This window comes from Microbacterium sp. SCPM-O-B-15248 (M128), from assembly GCF_058214835.1.
Window position 1 is genome coordinate 151,892 of the sequence record NZ_JBYQLI010000003.1, and the last position, 21,384, is coordinate 173,275.

Annotated in this window: 22 protein-coding genes, 1 tRNA gene and 1 pseudogene; 10 read left to right on the forward strand and 14 right to left on the reverse strand. The window is 69.3% G+C overall.

Annotated features, from left to right (window positions below):
* Positions 1 to 22: 22 nt before the first annotated feature.
* Positions 23 to 301: an FmdB family zinc ribbon protein gene (locus AC3E6M_RS06040; protein ID WP_138173701.1), complete on the reverse strand. Its 279-nt coding sequence runs from the start codon at positions 299 to 301 to the stop codon at positions 23 to 25.
* 18 nt (positions 302 to 319) lie between these two features.
* A complete protein-coding gene (locus tag AC3E6M_RS06045) occupies positions 320 to 916 on the reverse strand; it encodes a 5-formyltetrahydrofolate cyclo-ligase (RefSeq protein WP_138173699.1) in 597 nt (198 codons plus the stop codon).
* Between the two features lie 81 nt (positions 917 to 997).
* Here AC3E6M_RS06045 and galU point away from each other — a divergent pair, with 81 nt between their 5' ends.
* The 4 genes from galU (at position 998) to AC3E6M_RS06065 (ending at position 3,930) form a co-directional block, all read left to right on the forward strand.
* Positions 998 to 1,888 (forward strand): UTP--glucose-1-phosphate uridylyltransferase GalU, encoded by an 891-nt coding sequence (gene galU, locus AC3E6M_RS06050; RefSeq protein WP_138173697.1) that lies wholly within the window; start codon positions 998 to 1,000, stop codon positions 1,886 to 1,888.
* 14 nt (positions 1,889 to 1,902) lie between these two features.
* Positions 1,903 to 2,526: a GNAT family N-acetyltransferase gene (locus tag AC3E6M_RS06055; protein ID WP_490529357.1), complete on the forward strand. Its 624-nt coding sequence runs from the start codon at positions 1,903 to 1,905 to the stop codon at positions 2,524 to 2,526.
* Positions 2,527 to 2,715: 189 nt separating this feature from the next.
* The gene (locus tag AC3E6M_RS06060; RefSeq protein ID WP_138173692.1) at positions 2,716 to 3,774 is read left to right on the forward strand and encodes a large exoprotein; all 1,059 of its coding nucleotides are present in this window, start codon (positions 2,716 to 2,718) and stop codon (positions 3,772 to 3,774) included.
* 80 nt (positions 3,775 to 3,854) lie between these two features.
* Positions 3,855 to 3,930, forward strand: a tRNA-Ala gene (locus AC3E6M_RS06065).
* A 67-nt stretch (positions 3,931 to 3,997) separates the two neighbouring features.
* On the opposite strand, the gene AC3E6M_RS06070 is transcribed toward AC3E6M_RS06065, so the two are convergent.
* From AC3E6M_RS06070 to AC3E6M_RS06080, 3 genes are all read right to left on the reverse strand, one after another.
* On the reverse strand, positions 3,998 to 5,584 hold the full coding sequence (locus AC3E6M_RS06070; RefSeq protein ID WP_490529358.1) for a hypothetical protein: 1,587 nt from the start codon (positions 5,582 to 5,584) through the stop codon (positions 3,998 to 4,000).
* Positions 5,566 to 6,309 (reverse strand): ABC transporter ATP-binding protein, encoded by a 744-nt coding sequence (locus tag AC3E6M_RS06075; RefSeq protein ID WP_490529633.1) that lies wholly within the window; start codon positions 6,307 to 6,309, stop codon positions 5,566 to 5,568. Before AC3E6M_RS06075 ends, AC3E6M_RS06070 begins: the two co-directional genes overlap by 19 nt.
* A gap of 236 nt (positions 6,310 to 6,545) precedes the next feature.
* Positions 6,546 to 6,899, reverse strand: a complete 354-nt coding sequence (locus tag AC3E6M_RS06080; protein ID WP_138173688.1) for a winged helix-turn-helix transcriptional regulator — start codon at positions 6,897 to 6,899, stop codon at positions 6,546 to 6,548.
* A 78-nt stretch (positions 6,900 to 6,977) separates the two neighbouring features.
* Between AC3E6M_RS06080 and AC3E6M_RS06085 the strand changes: the two genes are divergently transcribed.
* The gene (locus AC3E6M_RS06085; protein ID WP_138173686.1) at positions 6,978 to 7,634 is read left to right on the forward strand and encodes an FMN-dependent NADH-azoreductase; all 657 of its coding nucleotides are present in this window, start codon (positions 6,978 to 6,980) and stop codon (positions 7,632 to 7,634) included.
* Positions 7,635 to 7,712: 78 nt separating this feature from the next.
* Here AC3E6M_RS06085 and AC3E6M_RS06090 read toward each other — a convergent pair whose 3' ends face one another.
* From AC3E6M_RS06090 to AC3E6M_RS06110, 5 genes are read right to left on the reverse strand one after another with little or no spacing between them, the layout of a single operon-like run.
* Complete coding sequence (locus AC3E6M_RS06090) at positions 7,713 to 8,933, reverse strand: FAD-dependent oxidoreductase (RefSeq protein WP_490529359.1); 1,221 nt, start codon at positions 8,931 to 8,933, stop codon at positions 7,713 to 7,715.
* A 44-nt stretch (positions 8,934 to 8,977) separates the two neighbouring features.
* Positions 8,978 to 10,081 (reverse strand): Gfo/Idh/MocA family protein, encoded by a 1,104-nt coding sequence (locus AC3E6M_RS06095; RefSeq protein WP_490529360.1) that lies wholly within the window; start codon positions 10,079 to 10,081, stop codon positions 8,978 to 8,980.
* Complete coding sequence (locus AC3E6M_RS06100; RefSeq protein ID WP_490529361.1) at positions 10,074 to 10,961, reverse strand: sugar phosphate isomerase/epimerase family protein; 888 nt, start codon at positions 10,959 to 10,961, stop codon at positions 10,074 to 10,076. The genes AC3E6M_RS06095 and AC3E6M_RS06100 overlap by 8 nt, the downstream gene beginning before the upstream one ends.
* Positions 10,958 to 11,359, reverse strand: a complete 402-nt coding sequence (locus tag AC3E6M_RS06105; RefSeq protein ID WP_230006865.1) for a C-glycoside deglycosidase beta subunit domain-containing protein — start codon at positions 11,357 to 11,359, stop codon at positions 10,958 to 10,960. The genes AC3E6M_RS06100 and AC3E6M_RS06105 overlap by 4 nt, the downstream gene beginning before the upstream one ends.
* Before the next feature lie 11 nt (positions 11,360 to 11,370).
* Complete coding sequence (locus AC3E6M_RS06110; protein ID WP_490529362.1) at positions 11,371 to 12,927, reverse strand: GMC oxidoreductase; 1,557 nt, start codon at positions 12,925 to 12,927, stop codon at positions 11,371 to 11,373.
* 187 nt (positions 12,928 to 13,114) lie between these two features.
* Here AC3E6M_RS06110 and AC3E6M_RS06115 point away from each other — a divergent pair, with 187 nt between their 5' ends.
* A complete protein-coding gene (locus AC3E6M_RS06115) occupies positions 13,115 to 14,560 on the forward strand; it encodes an MFS transporter (RefSeq protein WP_138173679.1) in 1,446 nt (481 codons plus the stop codon).
* Between the two features lie 46 nt (positions 14,561 to 14,606).
* Positions 14,607 to 15,932: an ROK family protein gene (locus AC3E6M_RS06120; protein WP_138173677.1), complete on the forward strand. Its 1,326-nt coding sequence runs from the start codon at positions 14,607 to 14,609 to the stop codon at positions 15,930 to 15,932.
* Between the two features lie 109 nt (positions 15,933 to 16,041).
* Here the strand turns inward: AC3E6M_RS06120 and AC3E6M_RS06125 are convergent, their stop codons facing one another.
* From AC3E6M_RS06125 to AC3E6M_RS06140, 4 genes and pseudogenes are all read right to left on the reverse strand, one after another.
* A complete protein-coding gene (locus AC3E6M_RS06125) occupies positions 16,042 to 17,328 on the reverse strand; it encodes an ABC transporter permease (protein WP_490529363.1) in 1,287 nt (428 codons plus the stop codon).
* Positions 17,328 to 18,125: an ABC transporter ATP-binding protein gene (locus AC3E6M_RS06130; protein ID WP_490529364.1), complete on the reverse strand. Its 798-nt coding sequence runs from the start codon at positions 18,123 to 18,125 to the stop codon at positions 17,328 to 17,330. Before AC3E6M_RS06130 ends, AC3E6M_RS06125 begins: the two co-directional genes overlap by 1 nt.
* Positions 18,122 to 19,168 carry a permuted SH3 domain-containing protein gene (locus AC3E6M_RS06135; protein ID WP_490529365.1) on the reverse strand — a complete coding sequence of 349 codons (1,047 nt, stop codon included), beginning with the start codon at positions 19,166 to 19,168 and terminating at the stop codon, positions 18,122 to 18,124. Before AC3E6M_RS06135 ends, AC3E6M_RS06130 begins: the two co-directional genes overlap by 4 nt.
* A 125-nt stretch (positions 19,169 to 19,293) precedes the next feature.
* Positions 19,294 to 19,611: pseudogene (locus tag AC3E6M_RS06140) on the reverse strand (amino acid permease C-terminal domain-containing protein); the annotation flags it as partial.
* A gap of 106 nt (positions 19,612 to 19,717) precedes the next feature.
* Here AC3E6M_RS06140 and AC3E6M_RS06145 point away from each other — a divergent pair.
* The 3 genes from AC3E6M_RS06145 (at position 19,718) to AC3E6M_RS06155 (ending at position 21,362) form a co-directional block, all read left to right on the forward strand.
* Positions 19,718 to 20,170: a histone-like nucleoid-structuring protein Lsr2 gene (locus tag AC3E6M_RS06145; RefSeq protein ID WP_490529366.1), complete on the forward strand. Its 453-nt coding sequence runs from the start codon at positions 19,718 to 19,720 to the stop codon at positions 20,168 to 20,170.
* A 4-nt stretch (positions 20,171 to 20,174) separates the two neighbouring features.
* The gene (locus tag AC3E6M_RS06150) at positions 20,175 to 20,939 is read left to right on the forward strand and encodes an acetolactate decarboxylase (RefSeq protein ID WP_490529367.1); all 765 of its coding nucleotides are present in this window, start codon (positions 20,175 to 20,177) and stop codon (positions 20,937 to 20,939) included.
* Between the two features lie 84 nt (positions 20,940 to 21,023).
* A complete protein-coding gene (locus AC3E6M_RS06155; protein ID WP_230008082.1) occupies positions 21,024 to 21,362 on the forward strand; it encodes a histone-like nucleoid-structuring protein Lsr2 in 339 nt (112 codons plus the stop codon).
* Positions 21,363 to 21,384 lie beyond the last annotated feature (22 nt).

Sequence of the window (21,384 nt, forward strand, 5' to 3'; positions counted from 1 at the left end):
GTTCTGCCGCGTCGCGCGAGAGTCAGGATGCGGGGGCGGACGCGGTCTTCGTCGATTCCGAAGTCGATGATGTCGAAGATCCGCCGGTCGACTCGGATGCCGCGCCGGAGGACGCCCCATTCGATCCGCGAGAGTCGGTGCGGTAGAACCCCGAGCCGTTGAAGGTCACACCGATGGAGCCGTACTGCTTGCGGAGCTCGCCGCCGCACTCGGGGCACTCGGTGAGGGCGGCGTCCGAGAAGGACTGCACCGCGTCGAAACGGTGACCGCACTGCTTGCAGGCGTAGGCGTAGGTGGGCATTCGGGTTCCTTCGGGTGTTCAGGCGGCTGAGCCGTCGATGGCGACGGTGCGCGTGGGGGTCACGATGCCCGAGACGGGCTGGTCGTGCACGTCGCGCGGGACCTCGTCGACGAACTCGGAGTCGAAGATGACGGCGTAGACGGGCGGGCATTTCTCCATCGATCCGATGGTCTTGTCGAAGTAGCCGCGGCCCCAGCCCAGTCGCATCCCGCGGCGGTCGACGGCGGCCGCGGGGATGACGAGCAGGTCCACGTCGTTGACGGCGATCGGGCCGAGCACGTCGCCCACGGGCTCGGGGAGTCCGAAGAGGCCTTCAGCGATCTCGGCATCCGGTGTCGCGACCGTCCAGTCCAGCAGGCCGTCGTCGCGCGTGATGGGAAGGAGGACCCGGATGCCGCGAGCCACCGCGTCTTCGACGAAGGTGTGCGTGCCGGGCTCGGTGGTCGTGGAGAGGAAGCAGGAGATGCTTCGGGCACCGAGGCGATCGACGAGCGCGTCGAGCTGGGCCTTCACACCGGCCTCGGCGACCTCGCGCCCGGGCGCCGAGACGTTCTGGCGTCGTTCGCGCAGGTCGGCGCGTAGCGCGCGTTTGGCCTGCTCGATGCTGTCGGGCATGCAGTCAGTGTACGTGGGCGAATGATCGCGACGTGCGCAATCGGTAACAGCGGGGTTGCATGACACCAGTAGGGTATGCGCATGCCTCATAAGCCCTTCAAGGCCGTCATTCCGGCCGCAGGACTCGGTACTCGCTTCCTTCCGGCCACCAAGGCCATGCCCAAAGAGATGCTGCCGGTCGTCGACAAGCCCGCGATCCAGTACGTCGTCGAGGAGGCGACCGCGGCCGGGATCCAGGACGTCCTGATCATCATCGGCCGCAACAAGAACAACATCGCGAACCATTTCGACTCGATGCCCGAGCTCGAGACGAAGCTGCGTGAGAAGGGCGACCACGACAAGCTCGCCAAGGTCGAGCACTCGTCCGACCTCGCCGACGTGCACATGGTCCGCCAGGGCGAGCCGAAGGGTCTCGGTCACGCAGTGCTCCGCGCGCGCAGCCACGTCGGCGACCACCCCTTCGCCGTGCTCCTCGGCGACGACCTCATCGACGAGCGCGACCCGCTCCTCACCCGGATGATGGACGAGTACGACAAGCGCAGCGCCACGATCATCGCCCTCATGGAGGTCGACCCCGAGCACATCCACCTCTACGGTGTCGCTGCGGTCGAGCCGACCGAAGACGAGGGCGTGGTCAAGGTCACGAAGCTCGTCGAGAAGCCCAAGGCCGAGGACGCGCCCTCGAACCTCGCCATCATCGGCCGCTACGTGCTGGGTCCCGACGTGTTCGGCATCCTGGAGCACACCGAACCCGGCAAGGGCGGCGAGATCCAGCTGACCGACGCGCTCGAGGAGCTCGCGAACGGCGGCGGCGACGGTGGCGGTGTGTACGGCGTCGTGTTCCGCGGACGTCGCTACGACACCGGTGACCGGGTGGACTACATCAAGGCCATCGTGCAGCTCGCGTCCGACCGCGAAGATCTCGGCCCCGCGCTCCGCCCCTGGTTCAAGGAGTTCGCGGCGGGTCTGTGACCCGACGGGATGCCATGGATCTCTCCGTCCCACGACGGCACGGTGAGGTGTCGATCCGACTCATCCGCAATCGTGACGCGCGCGTTCTCCAGCAGCAGCTGATCGACAACCGGTCATGGTTGCGGCCGTGGGAGGCGACGAGCCCCGACGGCCCCGTGTCCTTCGACATGCGCCTGGGGATCCGGCGTCTGCTCCAGCAGTACCGCGACGGCGTCGGCGTCCCCTTCGTCATGGAGTGGGCCGACGAGGTCGCCGGGCAGTTGAACGTCTGGGGTGTCTCGCGCGGGTCGCTGGCGTCCGCGACGATCGGGTACTGGGTCGCCGAGGGCTTCGCCGGTCGGAACATCACGACGATCGGCGTCGCGATGGCCACCGACGTCTGCTTCACCGCGCTGAACCTGCACCGCGTCGAGATCTGCATCAGGCCCGAGAACCATGCCAGCCTGCGAGTGGTCGAGAAGCTGGGCTTCCGCTACGAGGGTCTGCGTCGCCGCTACATCCACATCGACGGCGACTGGCGTGACCACTACGCGTTCGCGCTCGTGCGCGAAGAGGTGCCGTACGGCGTCCTCGACCGCTGGGAGCGGGGTCAGGTCCCTCCGGATGCCGCGCGCGTGCCGCCGGCCGACCGGTTGTAGCGCGGGCGCGCCCCGGCGTTGCGGGTGTTCTGCGGGCGAGGGTTACGCCGAGACTGCATCCCGCTGACGTGTCGGCTGCAGGCTGCGGGCGAATCGTCGGCTGAATGACGTCTCGCGACCTCCATATCAGAGGGCGCGACACGCGGGGGGATGCCGAGGTGTGACCTCGGCGTGACCTACCGTGGTGCCATGGGTGGACAGGTTCTCGGCGGCGGGGTGATCGTCTTCGTCGCGGTCGCGCTGTGGTTGGTGTACTTGCTGCCCTCGTGGCAGAGCCGTCACCGCTTCACCTCCGCCGAGCGCAACGCCGTGCGGCTCAACCAGGCGCTGCGCGTCCTGGCCGAGACCGCCGAGACCCCCCGCGAAGTGCGTCTGGAACTCACGGCGCGTACGGCGCACCAGCAGCAGAAGATCGCGCGTCAGGTGCAGGCGCACCAGGCCCAGACCGAATTGGCCGAAGCCAAGGCCCGTCTCGACGTGGCTCGCCTGGAAGCCGCCCGCGACCGCGACCTTGTCAAGGAGCAGCGCGCCGCCGCCCTCGAGCTCGCTCGCGCAGAGCGTGCTGCCGCCGTCGAGGTGGCCAAGGCCGAGAGGGCCGCGGCGCTGGAGAAGGCGCGCGCCGAACGGGCCGCCGCTGTCGAACGCGCGCACGCCGAACGTGCGGTCGCCGTGGCTCGGCCCGAACTGCGCCGTGCGCGTGCGCGGCGTCGGTTCCGTCTGGCGACGACGTCGTTCGCGGCCCTCGGTCTGGTGGCGGCCGTAGCGGGTGGCATCCAGGTGTTCTTCGGTGCCGCGCCCGTGCTGCTTGCGATCGGGGGCGTGGCCGTCCTTCTCTCTCTCACCGTGCTGCAGCGCCTGTCGCGCGTCGCGGCTCGCGCCGTCGCGCGTCCGATCGAGGCGGATGCCGTCCGCCCGGCCGCCGAGGTGCAGGACTTCGTGGCTGCGGCCCCCGCGCCTCGACCGACCTGGACTCCGCGCGAGCTCCCGCGCCCGCTGGTCGCCTCGGCCGGTTCCCGCGCCGCCGCAGTCGTCGACGAGCAGCTGGCCCGCGAGGCGTTGCGCGCCGCGGCACGCGAACAGGTCGCCCGCGACATCGCAGCCACCGAGGCTCCCACGCCGATCGAGACCGCGCGCCCGGCGGCATCCCGTCCCGCACCGTCGCCCTACGCCGCGATGGGCTACGTCGACGACACCGAGATCGAAGACCACGTGCGCCGTCTGCTCGAGCGCCGCGCGTCGGGGCAGTAACGCTCGTCCGCACGGCACGCCCGGGTGTCCGCCCAGGTCAGGAGCGGCGAACGTTGCGTGATAGTGTTGTCGAGGTTTCCGGGCCTGTGGCGCAGTTGGTAGCGCGCCTCGTTCGCATCGAGGAGGTCAGGGGTTCGAATCCCCTCAGGTCCACCATTACAACGAAGCGGCGCACCCACACGGGGTGCGCCGCTTCGTCGTTCCCGGCCGCCGATCGCCCGGGTCACGCTCCCTTGAACGAGCGCAGCTGTGCCAGTAGCGCGGGCGCGCCGGCGTCGAAGCGCCGGCCACCCACGAGCACCCCGGCCGTGAAGACGAGAACGCCCCACAGCGGGCCGATCGCCAGCGCAAGCCATCCGGCCACGCTCGATCCGCCGAACGCGGCCATGGCTGCCGGGATGACGGCAGGCACGGCGATGATCGCGGCGAGGATCCAGCACAGGAAGAACAACAGTGTCATCACGAAGGACGTCCCCGGAACCCGCTTGAACGGTGAGTCGCCCGGCGCGGGCGTCGGGATGACGAGGATGGCCGAGCTGACCGCGCTCACGCCGTAGCCCACCAGCACGACGCCCAGCGAGGCCCCGAGGACGGCGGGGAACAGATCCCAGCGTCCGGCGATCGCGATCGTCACGGCGTCGGCGAGCACGACCAGCGGGATGCCGATGCTCGCGGCGCCGACCATCCTGCCCAGGCGATCGGCGCGCCCCCGGATGCCGGTCTGCATCACGGTCGCGAAGGCGGTGCCGTCGTACGAGACGTCGGTGTAGGGGAGCGTCCCGGCGAAGAAGGCCGCCAGCAGACCCGAGAGCGCGAAGAACGGCCCGGTGGTGTCGCCGCCCGAGTAGATGAGCACGATCACCGGGGCGAACGGGAGCAGGATCAACTGCCGCAGATAGCGCATGTCACGCGTCCACGAGGTCAGCGAGCGCGCCCACGTTGCGCCGGCGGGGGTGGACGGCATCCGACCGAACCAGCCGAGCGAGCCGGCGCTGCGGCGAGCGCGGGAGCGGGCCGGGGGAGCGACGACCGAGGCCGCGAGGCTCCGCTGCCACAGCACCCACAGCGCCGCGAACGTGGCGACGGCGATGGCGAACTTCGCGAGCGCGGGGAGCCACGATCCGGTGGCGAGGTCGCCCGGCACCGCCCACACTGCGCCGATCGGGGTCCACGAGATGGCGGTGGTGATGGTCTGCAGCTGCGCGCCCTGGCCACTCATGGCGATCACGCCGTTCGTGATCCCGATGAACAACGGGCTGGCGAAGATCAGCAGCGTGAAGCCGACGAGTCCGATGACCTCGCGTGTGCGTCGCCCGCCGCCGAATCCGCCGGCGAGTGCTGCGACGGCGCGCGAGGCGACGACGCAGATGAGCACGCCGAGGGGCACGCACACGACCGCGGCGATCGCGGCGACGGGTTCGCGAGCCCACACGAGGAACGTCGCGAGCGCTCCGAGCGTCGTGGCGATACCGGGGACACCCGTGAGTCCACCGGCGGTGATGGCGATCATCATCTGGCGCGTCGTCATCGGGAATGGCGCGAGCTTGGCCGGATCGAGGGTCGTGTCGATGCCGGCGGCGAACACCGGCCCCACGACCCATCCGAGGGTCAAGACGGCGCCCGCCGCGGTCACGGCGGCGCGCGCGATGTCGAAGTCGAGCGCGCCGACGAAGAACAGCGCCACCCCGGCCAGCACCAGCATCCACACCGCACCGAGGAGACCGAAGATGAAGCCGACGAGCTGCATCGGGCTCCGCGCGAGGGCGTTGCCCAGGACGCGGAACCGGATCTTCAGGACTGTCGCAACCACTGCGGCCCCTCCGAGTGGTGCCGGCCGCCGACGAGATCCACGAACCGGTCCTGCAGCGTCTGGGGGCCGCGCACCTCGTCGACGGTCCCGGATGCCAGAAGGCGGCCCTGCGCGATGATCGCGACGTGGTCGCACATGCGCTGGACCAGGTCCATCGAATGGCTCGAGACGATGACCGTGCCGCCCGAGGCGGTGTAGCCGCGGAGGATGTCCTCGATGTTGGCGGCGGAGACCGGGTCGACCGACTCGAACGGCTCGTCGAGGACGAGGAGGCGCGGCGCGTGGACGAGAGCGCACGCGAGGGCGACCTTCTTCGTCATCCCCGCGGAGTAGTCGACGACGGGCGTTCCTGCGGCCTCGCCGAGATCCATGATGCGCAGGAGATCTCCGGTTCGTGCGGCGACCTCGTCGCGCGGGAGTCCGAACATCATGCCGGTGTACGTGACGAGCTGCTCGCCCGTGAGCCGATCGAACAGGCGTACCCCGTCGGCGAGGTTGCCGATGAGCTTCTTCGCCTCGACCGGGTGGGCCCACACGTCGACCCCGTGGATCTGCGCCGTGCCGGCATCCGGACGCAGGAGCCCGGTCGCCATCGACAGGGTCGTCGTCTTGCCCGCGCCGTTCGGCCCGACGAGACCGTAGAACGATCCCGCAGGGACGGTCAGATCGAGGCCGGCCACGGCCGTCTTCTCGCCGAAGCGTTTGACGAGACCGTCCAGCTGCATCGCGGGCAGCGAATCGGCCGCTGTCGGTGGGGCGACGGCTTCGGGCAACACGGACGTCGGTGGTACCTCGCGCGAATTGTCGGTCACTTTTCGAACCTATCCAGCGATCGAGGGTGATCCCAGCCCCGGATCGGATATTGCGTTCTCGGGACAGGACCCGGCCGATTCGTCAGCGCACCGACAGCGCACCCCGAAAGACGGAGGGGAACCGCGGCATTCGGTCCGGTAGGGCGGACTCAGGGGCGCGATGGTACCGGTGGCACGAGGTTCTCGCTCGCCCACGCTCCGAGCTGATCCAGGAGGGGCAAGAGTCGGTGCCCGGCATCCGTGAGTTCGTAGGACACCGATACGGGCGGCCCGGCGTCCACCGTGCGGACCGCGAGCCCCGCCCCGGCCAGTTCGGCCAGGCGGTCCGAGAGGACGGCGTCGCTGATGCCGGTCACCGCCCTCCGGAGTCCGACGAAGGTCGTGGCGCCGGCGCCGAGCGACGACAGGATCATGCCGTTCCAGCGTTTGCCGAGCACCGAGAAGGCGAGCGTCACCGCGGCGTCGCAGGCGCCATGCTCGGCATCCGGATTCGTCTCGGGCATCACTCCATGGTACGCGTGCTACAGTCGCGCTAGTCGCTCTTATTTACAGAGCGACTCTCGTTTCCTGATTGGAGCCGCATGTCCCTGTTCCGCCTGGATGCCAGCATCCTCCCCGCCTCGAGCGCCAGCCGGTCGCTCGCCGACCTCGTCGAGCAGGAGTGGGTCGCCGCCCACCCCGACTCCACCGTCACTCGGCGCGACCTCGCGGTCGAGCCGGTGCCCGCCACCGCGTGGGCGGATGCCGTCACGGCGAACTTCGTGGGGGAGGGTGAGCGCACCGACCGTCAGCGCGAGGCCCAGGCGCTCGCGACGACGTTCGCCGACGAACTCACCGTCGCCGACGCGCTGCTGTTCGCGGTTCCGCTGTACAACTACGGCGTCTCTCAGCACTTCAAGACGTGGTTCGATCTGGCGTACACCGACCCTCGCATCGACCCGCAGGGCACGGCGCTGCGCGGAAAGCCCGCGACGCTGGTCACGGTGCTCGGTGGCAACTACGCGCCCGGGACGCCGAAGGAGGGCTGGGATCACTCCACCGGGTGGCTCCGTCGGGTGCTCGAAGACGTCTGGGGGCTGGACCTGCGCGTCGTCGAGCGTCCGTTCACGCTCGTCGGTGTGAACCCGGCGCTGGATGCGTTCTCGGATGCCGCTGCGGCGCTCAAGCTCAAGGCCGAAGGCGAGGCCGTGATCTACGGCCGCGAGGTCGCGGCCATGCGGGGGAGCTCGGCGGTCTGAAACCGATCGTGGACCCGGCGCGCGTGAGGACACCACCGCGCCGGGTCCCGAGCGAAGACGCCGCGCCGCGGGCGGGTCTCACGCCCGGCCGCGCAGGCCGTCGCCCATCTCGGCCAGCTGCGCGACGATCTCGCCGGGAGTGCGCTCGCCCACCTGCTTCTGCAGCAGCGGCGTGTGGTCGAGCACGAAGTCCCGAAGCGGGCGGAGCGGTGCCGGGGCGTGGTGGAACACCTGTCCGAGAACGTACGCCTGCTGCACCTGGGCGGTGGTGTGCGCGACACGGCGGTCGTCGTAGCGAGAAAGCGCCGCGTGCACGCCGGCGGTGTCGGTGAGGTCGAGGCCGGCGAGTTCTTGACCGATCGTGTAGCCGTCGCCGATCGACATCCCGGCGCCGTATGCCGCGTAGGGCGACGTCGCGTGGGCGGCATCACCCGCGAGAGTGATGCGGCCGAGCGACCAGCGGGGGATCGGCTTGCGATCGCGGATCATCCACCGCTGGCACGCGTCGTCGGCGGTCGCCTCGACGAGGCCGGCGAGCGGTCCGGGGAAGCGCCGCGCGAGTCCGAGCGCGTGCGCGCGGAGGTCGGCCGGCGCAGGGGCCTTCGGGTCCCACGCTTGCAGCACCCACCACTGGAACCCGTCGCGTCCGCCGTCTCGGATCGACGAATAGGTTCCCTGGACCGTCCGGTCGTGGCGGAGCACGACCTCGTTGCGCTCGGCGCCGGGCACGTCGGCGAACGTGTAGCCGCCGACGATCTGCAGCCGGTGCTCGCGCTTGTCGCTCGCGCCCCACAGGTGCGTGCGCACCATGGAGTCGATGCCGTCGGCACCCACGACGACGCCGGCATCGATGACCTCGCCGTCCCCGAGAGTCACGCGCACGTCGTCCCCGCGGTCTTCGAGCGAGACGACCGTCGTGCCGAACCGGATCACGTCGGCGGGCATGGCCGCGAGCATGCGGCGGTAGAGCTCGGGCCGCAGCAGGCCGATGAAGCCGCCGCCGTAGTCGCGCACGACATCGTCGGGGATTCGGACGTCCGCCCGGACGTTGCCGTGGACACCCCGGAACGTGGTGTGGCAGGGAGCCCCGAGGTCGGTGATGTCGACGCCCATCTCACGCAGCGCCTTGATGGGCGGCGGCCACAGGTTCAAGATGTTGCCCGCGGGGCGCGCCTCGCGATACCGCTCCAGCACGATGGGCGTGTGCCCGACCTTGTGCAGGGCGAGGGCCGTCGCCATTCCGGCTGGCCCGGATCCGATGACGACGACCGGCGAACGGCCTTCGGAGGTGGATGACATTGCGGTGTTCTCCTGTCTTCGTTGACGGCGAGAGAGAAAGGGGATCAGGCGGGCACGGCGGACGGGACGTCGACCCACTCGCCCGCGGCGGCGGAATCGAGCACGAGGTCGGTCAGGAGCGCGGCGCGAGCTCCGTCCGCGAAGGTCGGCACCTCGGGGCGCAGGGAGCCGGTGATCACTCCGTCGTACGTGTCGCGGACGAATGCCGTGAAGGCATCTTGATAGCCCATGGGGTGCCCGGCCGGCACGATCGAGAGGCGGGCCGCATCCGCGCTCAGCGCAGCCGGGTCGCGCGAGACGACGGCCGTGTGCGCGCGTCGGCCGAGCAGGAGCCGGTCGGGGTGCTCCTGATCGAAGCCGATGCTCGCGTCGCTGCCGTACAGTTCCAGGCGCAGGGCGTTCTTCCGTCCCGCCGCGACCTGCGATACGGTCAGCGACCCGTGGCATCCGGATGCCAGACGCACGAGCACGTGCACCATGTCCTCGGTCGCGACGGGGCGCCCACCTCGGGCGGCGTGGGCCACCGAGGTGATCGCGGTCAGCGCCACGATGCGGTCGCCCGTGACGAACTCGAGCAGATCGACCACGTGTGATCCGATGTCGGCGAAGGCCCGCGAGCGTCCACCCGCACTCGCGTCGACGCGCCAGTCGACGTCGTCGGCTCCCAGGAGCCAGTCCTGGAGGTAGCGACCGTCGACGTGCAGCACGCGTCCGATCGATCCGGATGCCGTGAGCGCCCGCGCTTCGCGGACCATCGGGTGGAAGCGGTACACGAAGGGCACGGTGGCCACGCGGCCCGCAGATGCGGCGCGGGCCGCCAGGCCGGCGGCGGCGGGGCCGGAGAGCGCGAGGGGCTTCTCGCACACGACGTGCTTCCCGGCATCCAGAGCACGGAGGGCGAGCCTCTCGTGCGAGTCGTTCGGCGTGCAGATGTGGACGACGTCGATTTCGGGATCGGCGATGAGCGCATCCGCGTCGTCGACCGGCCGGCGGGCACCCAGCGCTGTCGCGGCGGCGCGTCCGCGTTCGGGGGAGGAGGACGCCACGGCTACGAGATCGGCCCCGGCGGCCCGTGCCGCACGGCTGTGCACCGCGGCCATGAAGCCGCCGCCGATGATCCCGACGCGCACCGCTCTGTCCTCAGCCACGGATCCGAGCTTCGGCGCGGCGCAGGAGCGCGTGCTGGCGTCTCACCTGCTCGATCGACCGGTAGGGGCTGCGTTCGCCCTCGTACTCGCTGGAAAGGTATCCGCTCCAGCCGTTCTCGATGAGGGTTCGGAGGATCTCCTCCCACGGGATCTGCTGGTCTACGAGCGCATCGTCGATGTCGAAGAACTTCGTCTGGATGAAGTGCGTGTAGGGCAGAACCTCCACGAGGTCGCTCATCGGCAGGGCGAGGGGTTTGCGCCATCCCTCTTCTTGCGCCTCGTCGCTCAGTCCGTCCTGATGGGCGGTCGAGACGGCGCGTTGGAAGATCCCCGTGTCGATCAGCAGGCGGAAGTGCGCGCTCCCGGTGTGCTGGATGAACCGCACGTACTCCTCCACGACGGGGTGGCGGATCGGGGTCGGCGCGTGGATCTCGGGGCAGATGACGATGTCGAGCTCTGCGGCGAGGTCGAGATTGCGCTCGATGACCCCGGTCCAGATCGGGTGCGGGGTCAGATCCATCGCCACGACGCCGATCTTGGGGCGCACCGAGGTGAACCCGAGCGTGGATGCCAGGCGCAGATCGCGCGCGAGCATGTCGGTCCCCTCGTCGACGGTGAGGTCGCGGTGGCGCCACATCCGGGAGTCGATCCACGAGCCGTAGTTCGTCGGCTCGAGGCCGTACTGCGCACACAGAGCGTGCCAGCGGTCTATCCACGCGGTCTCGGGCGTCGGGTAGTGCGAGATGTTCCCCTCACCGAGGATCTCGATGCCTGTCGCACCGAGATCGGCGATCTCGGCGAACGCGTCCTCGAGGGTCAGCACCGTGTTCATGTCGCCGGTGTAGCTGTAGAGGGAGACACCGTACTCGAGCGTGCTCATGAGACGACCGTGACCTTTCGTTCTGCGTGGAAGAGCGAGGGCTGGAACTCTGCCGGGATGTAGGGGGCGTGGAGCGCGATGTCCACGGCGAGGGTGTGCACGCCGACGGCGAGACCTCCGGAATGAGGGACGGTGATGATCGCCGCCTCGTCGAGCTGCCAGCGGACATCGGTCGACATCCGCAGCTCGGCGATGGTGAAGTCTCGGCCCTGCAGGGTCCATCGCGGCACCTCGCGGTCCCACGACAGGCTGCCGACGCTCACGTCGACTCCGTCGATGAGGCTGCCCCAGACGCCGCGGTAGTTCGGCATCCGGAGCCGGAACTGGAAGCCGGTCGTGACGCCGTTCTCGGTGACGTTGCGCACGCCGATGGATTGGATGAGATCTCTTTCGAGCATGGTCGGGTCCTTTACTTCGAGGTGAGCGCGTCGAGGGTGAACGCGATGCGCCGTGCGCCGGCGACGGCCAGCGCGACCCCGGTGAGCGTGGGGTTGCAGGCGGTCGCGGTGGGGATGACGCCGTTGCCGGCGACGAAGAGCCCCCGGGTTCCCCACACTTCGCTGTGGGGGTCGCACACGCTCGTCCCGTCGTCGACCGCGCCCATCCGGACCGTGCCCTGGTAGTGCAGTGACGCGCCCGGGGGGAACGTGATCGGGTCGCCTCCGACGGGGTCGCCCAAGAGCTCGCCCGCGGCGATGATCGCCTCGGCGGCGTCGGCGAGAGTGCGGTGATCACGCTCGGTGAGCGTGTAGTGGATGCGCATCGCGGGCATGCCGTACTCGTCGACATCGTCGGGGGAGAACTCGACGCGATCGCTCTCTTGCAGGTCCTTGGCGCAGAACCACCCCAATCCGACGATCGAGCCGGGGATGACATCGCCCTCCAGTGGAACGGGTGAGGCGTCCAGCTGCATCACCTGACCGTGGTAGGGGTAGTCGTCGGTGAACGGTACCCACGACACTCCGCTTTGAGCGGTGATGGCGCTGTCCCCGGCCGATCCGGTGGGGGCGTCCTCGACATCCCGCAGGCGCACGGCGTGCACGATCTGCGGCTGGTCGTTGAGATACCGCCCCAGCGCGGGAGGAGTGACTCCCGAGGCGAAGAGGAGCTGAGGCGTCCGCAGGCTGTCGGCCGCGACCACGACCACGGGGGAGGAGAGGCGGTGGATCTCGCCGGAGCGGCGGTCCTCGACGTCGATACCGCGGACGACGCCGTCCTCGACGATCACCCGTCGGCCGAGAGCCTCCGGAACAAGAGTGAAGAGGGGGTTCGCCCGGGTCTCTTCGCCGAAGACGACATCCGCGCCCGACCACACCAGGTTCCCCTCGGCGGCGCGGTGGACCGCCAGCGGCATCGGCTGCACGTGACGGTCGGCGGGACGATCGGCGTCGAAACCGCGGGCGAGGCGCGCCTGCACCTCGTCGGCGAGCGGAGCGCCGGCGAGCGCGGTCGCGCTGACACCGAGCAGCCGCTCGCCCTCGTCCAGCAGCTCGTCGAGATCGGGGAGGAAGTCGATGCGCTCGCTCTGCCCGGGGCGCGGGCACGCGCCGGTCCAGTGCGCCGCCATGCCACCGACGTTGCTCGAGAAGGCCGCGGCGGGCAGACCGTCCTCGCCCGGCTGTCGGTATCCGGATGCCAGGAGGTACGTGCCCGGTCGCCACAGCCGCGCCGCGTCGCTGGCGTAGCCGTCCATCGTGTTCGTGGACGCGGCGTCGTCCTGGGGTCGCGGGCCCTCCGAGGCCCGCTGTGCGCGGGCCCGTTCGGCGTTGTCGGCGATGTTCTTCACATGGGATCCGGGAGGGTCGCTGACGATCGGACCGACCTCGATCATGACGATCCGGGCGGCCGGGGAGGTCTCGCTGAGGATCCGCGCGTAGGCGGCCCCCGCGGGACCGCTGCCGACGATGACGACATCCGCGGAGTCGGGGAGACGGCGTTCGGGCGCGGCATCCGAGAGGGACGACATGAAACCTCCATGGGTTCGAGACGTGACGGCCACTTAAGCGCGGCAAGTACAAAAGTAACGCCCGGGGTGGAAATTCCCGCATAGGCGTCGCTAATGCGCTCCATCAGCCCAGAGAGCGTTGACTTGTGTTCTTAGGGATCACAAGATGCTCACGTCTACGATGACCATTTGACCGAAGGACTCGACGATGAGTGATAGGCAAGGCCCCACGCTGGCTTCGACCGCCGCTGTGCGCACGAGCATTCCCCGATCCGTGACGGACCGGAGCGATCCCGACAACCCGCGGGCCGTGCGCACGCGTGAGAAGGCCGCGTTCGCGTTGGGCGACATCGCGTCCAACCTCACCTGGACCACGATCTCCAGCTACCTGCTCTTCTTCTACACGGACGTCGCCCTGATCAGCGCCGGCATCGCCGGTGTCATCCTCTTGGTCGCGCGAGTGCTGGACGCGTTCTTCGATCCGATGGTCGGCATCCTGCTCGACCGCACCACGACCCGCTGGGGTCGGGCGCGTCCCTACCTGATCTTCGGCGCCCCGGCACTGGCGGCGCTGACATTCCTCACCTTCCTCACCCCGGGCGGGGGCGACGATGTGCCCACCATCGCGTGGGCTGCCGTGACCTTCCTGCTGGTCGGACTCGCCTACTCGGTGGTGAATGTGCCCTACGGGGCGCTGATGGCCATGACCACACGCGACTCCGGCGCCCGCATGAAGCTCGCCGGATGGCGTTCGTTCGGCGTGGGCATCGGGATCATCATCGTGTCCAGCTTCACGCAGCCCCTGATCATCGCGTTCGGCGGCTCGCCCACATCGCCCGTGGGTTTCGGGATCACGGTGGGTCTCTACGCGATCGTCGGAATGCTGCTGTTCTGGGTCGTCGTGGCCTCGGTGAAAGAGCGGGTACCGCTCACGCCCGTTCTTCGGGCCCGAGGCAACCTCGGCCGCTCCCTCAAGGCGCTCGCGGGCAACGGCCCGTGGATCTCGGTCTTCGTGTTCTCGGTCCTGGCGTTCACCCGTCTGGGTGTCATCACCGGCGGCACGATCTACTACGCCATCTACGTGTTGGGGAACCCCGGGGCGATCCCCATCATCCTCCTCGCCTTCTCGCTGTCGGCCGTCGTGGGCTCGTTGCTGACGGCACCCTTCCTCCGTCTGCTCGGTCAGCGGCGTGGCATCCTCGTGGGTCTGCTCATCGCGATCGCCATGACGACCGTGCTGTTCTTCGTGCAGGACAACGTCTGGGTGTTCTCGATCGTGTTCTTCGTTCTGAACGTCTTCGGCGGCTTCGGTTTCGTCGCCGCGCCCGCGTTGACGGCCGACACGGTGGAACAGCAGGAGTGGCGCAGTGGCCGTCGCGACGAAGGCCTGCTCTTCGCCGGGTACAGCATGAGCACCAAGATCGGCGCCGCGCTCGGCGGTGCGGCCCTCGCGTGGGGTCTCGCCGCTATCGCGTACGACCCGGCGAACCCCACCCCCGAGGTCGTCAACGGCATCATGTGGATCTACTTGCTGCTGCCCGCCGTCATCGCGGCCCTGCAGGTCATCGCCATCGCGACGTACGGCCTCGAGAAGCGACTGCCCCAGATCAAGGAGGACATCCGCCTCCGCCGGGAAGAGACCTCCGCACGCTGAGTCGTGAGATCATGGCCACCCGTCACCGAGTCGAGGGAGCGCGCGAGTGAGCATCACGGTGCCGTTCTCCGCGACCGGGGCGGGTGGCCCGGGTCTGCCGCGCCAGCGCCCGCCAGGGGGCCCCGAGATCGCCGTCGCGCCCCTGGTGAGCGTGGTCAGTGCGATCCGTGAGGGCACCGCGCGGACGCGACCCGAACTCCTGGATGCCACGGGTCTCAGCCGCAAGATCGTCACCCAGCGCGTCGACCAGGCGATCGACCTCGGTCTTCTCGAAGAGGGGGAGCTCGCTCCCTCTGGAGGGGGACGGCAGGCGCGGATCGTGCGTTTCCGCGCCCGGTCCGGTGTCGTGGCCGCGGCGCTGCTGGGTGCGTCCGAGTTCACCGTCGGTCTCGCTGATCTGAACGGACGGTTGCTGGACAGCTCCCACGAGGACTGGGCGATCGACGCCGGTCCGCACGCCACGTTGGATCGCGTTCGCGCGCACATCGACGCCCTCCTCCGTCGCCACCGCGTGACGCGTCCGTGGGGCATTGCGCTGGGGCTCCCCGGGCCGGTCGAGTTCGCCACGGGAACCGTGACGTTGCCGCCGATCATGCCGGGGTGGGACGGATTCGCGCCGCGCCACTGGCTCCGCGAACACTTCGACGCCCCCGTCTGGGTCGACAACGACGTCAACCTCATGGCATTGGGCGAGTGGACCCGCGGCGACGACGTTCGCGGGCGTGACCTGCTGTTCATCAAGGTCGGTACCGGCATCGGCGCGGGGCAGATCGCGCACGGCCGCCTGATCCACGGTCAGACGGGCGCGGCGGGCGACATCGGCCACATCCACGTGAGCGATCGCTCCCGCGCCTGCCGATGCGGCAGGACGGGATGCCTCGAGGCCGTCGCGGGAGGGTGGGCGCTCCTTCTGGATGCCGCTGAGCGTCGGGCCGAGAGCCCCTTCCTCGCGGAGCGCTATGCGCGACGGGGACACCTCGTGCTCGGTGACATCGGCGAGGCCGTCACGGCCGGGGATCCGGTGGCCACCGCGCTGACCACACGCAGCGCAGACCACGTGGCGGACGTGGTGGCCAACCTCGTCAACTTCACGAACCCGGGCATCGTCGTGCTCGGCGGCGGGGTCTTGCGGGCCGGTGATGTGCTCGTGGATCGCGTGCGTGCGATCGTGGCCGAACGGTGCACCGAGCCGGTCCTGCGGAGCCTCGAGATCCGCTCCGCCTCACTGGATCATCAGGAGGGCGTGATCGGTGCCGCGCTGATGGCGGCCGAGAACCTCTTCTCATCCTCTGCACTGTTGCGCTGGGTCGAGGGCGGGACGCCCTTCGGGCGGGCGACGGAGATCCAGCGCGCCGCCGACGCCTTCGTCTGAGCACCGCCTTCGTCTGAGCGGTGGCGCGATCCGCGCGTCGGCCGACGCCGCTGTGCCGACTGCGGTCGCCCACGTCGCCGGCCTCCGGTTCCGGCCGGACGGTCCGCCCTCAGTACCGGATCGCGTCGATCACCTTCACCCGCACCGCGACCAGCGCCGGCAGGAGTCCCGCGAGCGCGCCGACGGCCGTGGCCGCGGCAAGGCCGGTGAGGGCGGCATCGACGGGGAACGGGGGGAAGTCGCTCACCATGCCCTGGCCGATGAGCTCGCGCAGCCACGGCGACTGGACGATGAGGATGGATGCCATCACCCCGGCGGCGCCCGCGACGACCGTCGCGACGACGCTCTCCATCATCACGGCGAAGAACACCCGGCTCGCCGTCGCTCCGAAGCTGCGTCGGATGCCGATCTCGCGGACCCGCTGCTTCACCGTGACCAGGGCGATGTTGACCAGGCCCAGGGCACCGAGCATCAGCACGAGCACAGCGATCCCGATCACCACCATCTTCGTCACCAGGAACGGATCGTCGCCCCACGCCGCCCAGTCCTGCCGGTTGACGTTCACTTGCGCTCCGTCGCCGAGCGCGGCGGTGAGGTCGCGCGTGACGAGGGTCGTCAGCTGCTCGGCCAGCTCGGGCGGAACCCACATCTCGTACTGGGACTGCGGCGCACCGCCGTAGGGGGAGTCGGCCGCGGCGGCGGTGCCGCTCCGGCCGATCGCGGCATCCTGAACGGCCTGAGCCTGTGCGGCGAGCATGAACATCGACGGCTCGGTCTCCCACGTCGAGGACGGGGTGACGCCCACGACGACCGCCCGGGTGCCGCCGGGGGCGATCCCCGAGGCGGCACCGGGCACGGCCTGCCCGCCCAGTGCCACGACCGGATGGGTCGACAGCGCCGGCCGCCCCATGCGGTCCCAGAACACCTCGTTGACGATGAGCCGCGGCGCGAGCTGCTCGGCATCCGCCGCGGTGAACCACTCGCCCTCGAGCATCCGCACGCGGTGCATCTCGCCGTACGGCTGGTCCACCGCCTGCGTGCCGACCTGGACCGTCCCACTGGCGAAGGGCACCAGCTGCGTCGTCTGCTGGGCACGCGTGGCGTACGAGATGCCGTAGCGCTTCACGACCTCGGCCCACGCGGTATCCATCCGTGCCGGGTCGATCTCGCCGTCGGTGCCGAACGCCGAGACGCTGAGGCTCGCGGGACGACCGCTGGAGCGCTCGCTCATCTCTTGATTCGCCTGCTGCACGATCGCACCCAGGGCGACGACGGTCGTGAGCGAACAGACGGCGACCGCCACGCCGATGAGGGACAGCAGTACCCGCGTGCGGTGGACCCGCACTTCTTGCCACGCTTCGACCAGCGAGCCCACGAGGCTCGACAGCGCGCGCATCAGCGCGTCTCCTCGACGGCGGTGGCCGGATCGGGAGCAGCCCACGCGCCGTCCGCATCGGAGCCCGGTGCCATCTCGCGCACCTCGCGACGAGTGCGCGGTTCGAACGTCGGATCGTCGACCGGGGTCAGGATGCCGCGATCCAGACGGAAATGCCGGCGGGCGCGGCGGGCGATCATCGGGTCGTGCGTGATGATCACCTGCGCGGCACCGGTGCGCTCGGCGACCTCGTCGATGAGCTCCATCACGCTCTGTCCGGTGTCGAGGTCGAGGGCCCCGGTCGGCTCGTCCGCGAGGATCAGTCGCGGTCCGCGCACGAGTGAGCGGGCGATCGCGACCCGCTGCTGTTCGCCGCCGGAGAGCCGGTCGGGCATGCTGTGCAGCCGGTGCCCGAGCCCGACGAGATCGAGCATCTCGGCCGCGATCCTCGTGCGGCGCCAGAAGGTCGTCCCGCTGGAGTACAGCAGCGGCATGGTGACGTTCTCGAGAGCCGTGCGGCCCTGCAGCAGGTTGAACTGCTGGAACACGAAGCCGATCGCCGCCCCGCGCAGGCGATCTCGTCGTGCCGCTGACAGCCCGCGCACGGGATCGCCGTCGAAGGTGATCTCGCCGCTCGTGGGCAGATCGAGCAGTCCCAGGAGATTCAGGAGGGTGGACTTGCCCGAGCCGGAACGCCCGACGATCGAGACGTGATCGCGCGGTTCGATCACGATGTCGACACCCGACAGGATCGTCAGCGCGGGCTGATCGGGAGGGATGACCGTGCGAGTGACATCGCGCAGCTCGAGCAGACTCACGACTGCGCGGCCGGTTCGCAGAACATCGAGCCGTCGGGATACGTCGTGCATCCATCGGGCGACCCGGCCATCGCCCCGGGAGCGAATTCGAGGATCTCCTCGCCCTCGGTGAGACCCTCGGTGATCTGCACCTGCGTGCCGTCGGTGAGGCCGAGGGCGACCGGCCGCTCCTCGGTGGCGCCGTCCGCCGTCGACACCCACACGGTGCCGCTCTGCGCCGCACCGCGCACCGCCGTCGTGGGGACCACGATCACGTTCTCGGCACGCCCTCCGGCGATCGTCATCTCGGCGGCGAGTCCGGCGAAGACGGTGACGTCGCCCGGCACCGCGCACGTGGCCGTCGTCCCCGATCCCGACGTGCCGGCGGAGCCCGCGGACCCGGCGGCACCGGTGGTCGCGTCGTCGGGCGAGCTCCCGGACAGGGGAGTGGTGATCCGGAGGTTCGTGCACGTGAATCCGGCCGGCCCGCCCGTAATAGTCACGGTGGCGTCTCCGGGGCGGTTGAGCAGGCGGTACTGCTGCGCGGGCTCCAGCGTTCCCGACACCGAGAACGTCGGGGGCGCGACGTTGCCCGCGGTCGCTCCGACCGCCAGCTCCTGACCCGCGATGACCGACAGTGCGCTGAGCGTGCCGGCGGCGGGCGCCGTGACGTCTTCGTACCGGAAGATCGCGGGCTTGGGCTTGCCCTCGGCATCCACGCTGTCGGCGGGGTCGCGCTCGATCGGCACCTTGACGTTGAAGACGACATCGCCCTCGGCGACGGGCGAGCCCTGGGTGACGAAGATCTTGTTGACCGTGCCGGCGGCCGTCGACCGCAACGGCGCCGCCGGGTCCGCCGACACGGTCGCCTTGATCACGACGTCGTTCGTGATGGTCCCCGCTGTCGCGATCACGCGCGGCTCGGACACCGTCCCCGTCGGCTGCGCCGGATCGGCATCGAGTGGTCTGTCCGGAAAGAACGCCAGTTTGATCAGGGCGGCGGCGATGATCGTCACCAGTAACGTGCGCAGAATCGGAAAGACCCACGTGCGTGCGATCCCCATGAAACCCCCCGGAGAGGTGATCGTCGTCGTCGAAACGCGACCAGCCTAGGGGATGCCTCGGACACGGCCCCCGGGCGGAGGGCGGTGGATGCCGACATCCCCGGGGTGAAGTGCCGGCGCATCGCTCATTCCCCCGGCGTGCCGACCACGAGCGGCTTCGACGGGTCGAGCATCGCTCCCGTGCTCACCCGGGCGTGCCGCCGGGAGTAGGCGAAGTAGACGGCGAAGCCCAGGGCCAGCCAGACGAGAAACCGCAGCCACGTCTCGACCGAGAGGTTCAGCATCAGGGAGGTGCAGATGAGCGCCGACAGGATCGGCAGCACCGGCGGGACGCGGAAGCCGCGCGCGAGGTCGGGGCGCGTGCGGCGCAGAACGATCACGACGGGGGTCAGACCTGCCACGGCGCCGGCGGAGATGACCGTGGCCATCCAGCCCTGACCGTGATCGGTATCGTCGATGGATTGCTCCACCGACTTCGTGCGGAAAAGACTCACACGCTACTTCCTCCGTCCGGGGCGTTCCGGGGGTGAACGCCACCTCGGGAGGATAGTGCCTTCCTCGGCGCATTCCTATCGCGGGCTCTCATACAGGTCCCGCGTCAGCACCTCCGAAGAGGCGGAAGCAAAAGGGCATCGGGTGTATTCTTATTCCACCATGGCAATCAAACACATCACGCATCTGGTCGACGATCTTGACGGGACCGTCCTCGAAGAGGGCGACGGAAAGCAGATCACTTTCTCGATCGAGGGGCGTTCCTACGAGATCGATCTCTCCGACCGGAATGCCGACAAGTTCTATGCCGCCGTCGCGCCGTTCGTGGATGCCGCGCGTCCGGTCGGTCGTTCCACCTCGGCGTCGCGTCGCACGCGTTCGTCGCGCCGATCGAGCGATATCGATCTCGCCGCGGTGCGTGAATGGGCGCGTGCCAACGGGCACACCGTGAGCGACCGGGGCCGTGTTCCGGCTTCCGTGCTCGAGGCATACGGCGCCGCAAACTCCTGAGCCGATGACTCCGCTGTCGAGCGACGGCAGAAAGACCGTGAATTCCGGCGCGGTGACGCAGTTCGCCGTCCTCGACGCCCTTATGGGCGGAATGTACACCGCCGGAATCCCGGTTTCCGAGGTTCACGGCTGGGGTGACACCGGAATCGGGTGCTGCGATCGTCTCGGTGGGGAGGTCCTCTTCGTCGACGGTGAGGCATTCGAATGCTCCGTGGATGCCGCGCCGCGGCTTCTGCGCGAGGACGAGACTTTGCCGTTCGTCGACGTCTGCTCTTTCGGTAAGAGCGAGGGCGAGCATCTCGAAGGGCTGGATCTCGGCGGGTTCACCGCTGCTGTCGAGGACCGGCTCGTCAGCCGCAACCTGTTCCATGCGGTTCGGGTCGACGGTGTCGTGCGTCGCGTGCGCACGCGCGTCACCGCGCGCCAAGAGGCCCCTTTCCCTCCCTTGGCCGACGTCGCCGCCGAGCAGGTGGAGACCGTGACTCGTGATCGGTCCGGGGTCATCGTCGGCTTTTGGATGCCCCGGATCTATCAGGGCATATCGGTGGCGGGATTGCACGTGCACTTCCTCAGCGAGGATCGTCTGATCGGCGGGCACGTTCTCGATGTGGACATCGACCGGGCCGTCCTGCGCGTCTCGGCCTTCGCGCAGTTCTCATTACGGCTTCCGCTCGATGAAGAGTTTTTGGCGACGGAACTCACCCACGGTGAGGATCATCGCATCACGGCGATCGAAGGCGGCGCGCCTGGTTCCCCCCAGAATGATTGATGACGGCTCGGTGGGGTTATATCCCGGGTGAACTCGCGTGCTTCTCACTGAATTCATCCAAGGTGGGGTCATAGGATCAGCCACATGGCGAAAAAGCAGATTACGCAGCTCATCGACGATCTCGACGGCGCTGTCATCGACGGGGGGACGACGATTCACTTCTCGCTCGAGGGGCGCGCATACGAGATCGACCTTTCCGACGAGAACGCGAAGAAGCTCCGCGACGCGTTCGAACCCTTCATCTCTTCGGCACGGCCGCTCGGTTCCGTGCCGGCGAATGCGCGTCGCGCGACCAAGTCGCGCACCGGTTCGTCGCGCGATCTCGGCGACGTGCGCGCATGGGCGGAAGAGAACGGTTACTCCATCAATTCCCGCGGGCGAATCTCGGCGAACGTGCTCGAAGCGTACGACGCCGCTCACTGACGCACGAAAAGAACCCCGGATG

Bases quoted from the DNA above. Each gene is read 5' to 3' on its own strand.
- AC3E6M_RS06110 (WP_490529362.1), bottom strand. From the start codon at position 12,927: ATGTCGTCCCTCTCGGATGCCGCGCCCGAACGCCGTCTCCCCGACTCC.
- AC3E6M_RS06060 (WP_138173692.1), top strand. From the start codon at position 2,716: ATGGGTGGACAGGTTCTCGGCGGCGGGGTGATCGTCTTCGTCGCGGTC.
- AC3E6M_RS06040 (WP_138173701.1), bottom strand. From the start codon at position 301: ATGCCCACCTACGCCTACGCCTGCAAGCAGTGCGGTCACCGTTTCGAC.
- AC3E6M_RS06085 (WP_138173686.1), top strand. From the start codon at position 6,978: ATGTCCCTGTTCCGCCTGGATGCCAGCATCCTCCCCGCCTCGAGCGCC.
- AC3E6M_RS06155 (WP_230008082.1), top strand. From the start codon at position 21,024: ATGGCGAAAAAGCAGATTACGCAGCTCATCGACGATCTCGACGGCGCT.
- AC3E6M_RS06135 (WP_490529365.1), bottom strand. From the start codon at position 19,168: ATGGGGATCGCACGCACGTGGGTCTTTCCGATTCTGCGCACGTTACTG.
- AC3E6M_RS06090 (WP_490529359.1), bottom strand. From the start codon at position 8,933: ATGTCATCCACCTCCGAAGGCCGTTCGCCGGTCGTCGTCATCGGATCC.
- AC3E6M_RS06115 (WP_138173679.1), top strand. From the start codon at position 13,115: ATGAGTGATAGGCAAGGCCCCACGCTGGCTTCGACCGCCGCTGTGCGC.
- AC3E6M_RS06055 (WP_490529357.1), top strand. From the start codon at position 1,903: ATGGATCTCTCCGTCCCACGACGGCACGGTGAGGTGTCGATCCGACTC.
- AC3E6M_RS06075 (WP_490529633.1), bottom strand. From the start codon at position 6,309: ATGCAGCTGGACGGTCTCGTCAAACGCTTCGGCGAGAAGACGGCCGTG.
- AC3E6M_RS06080 (WP_138173688.1), bottom strand. From the start codon at position 6,899: ATGCCCGAGACGAATCCGGATGCCGAGCATGGCGCCTGCGACGCCGCG.
- AC3E6M_RS06105 (WP_230006865.1), bottom strand. From the start codon at position 11,359: ATGCTCGAAAGAGATCTCATCCAATCCATCGGCGTGCGCAACGTCACC.
- AC3E6M_RS06125 (WP_490529363.1), bottom strand. From the start codon at position 17,328: ATGCGCGCGCTGTCGAGCCTCGTGGGCTCGCTGGTCGAAGCGTGGCAA.
- AC3E6M_RS06045 (WP_138173699.1), bottom strand. From the start codon at position 916: ATGCCCGACAGCATCGAGCAGGCCAAACGCGCGCTACGCGCCGACCTG.
- AC3E6M_RS06100 (WP_490529361.1), bottom strand. From the start codon at position 10,961: ATGAGCACGCTCGAGTACGGTGTCTCCCTCTACAGCTACACCGGCGAC.
- galU (WP_138173697.1), top strand. From the start codon at position 998: ATGCCTCATAAGCCCTTCAAGGCCGTCATTCCGGCCGCAGGACTCGGT.
- AC3E6M_RS06150 (WP_490529367.1), top strand. From the start codon at position 20,175: ATGACTCCGCTGTCGAGCGACGGCAGAAAGACCGTGAATTCCGGCGCG.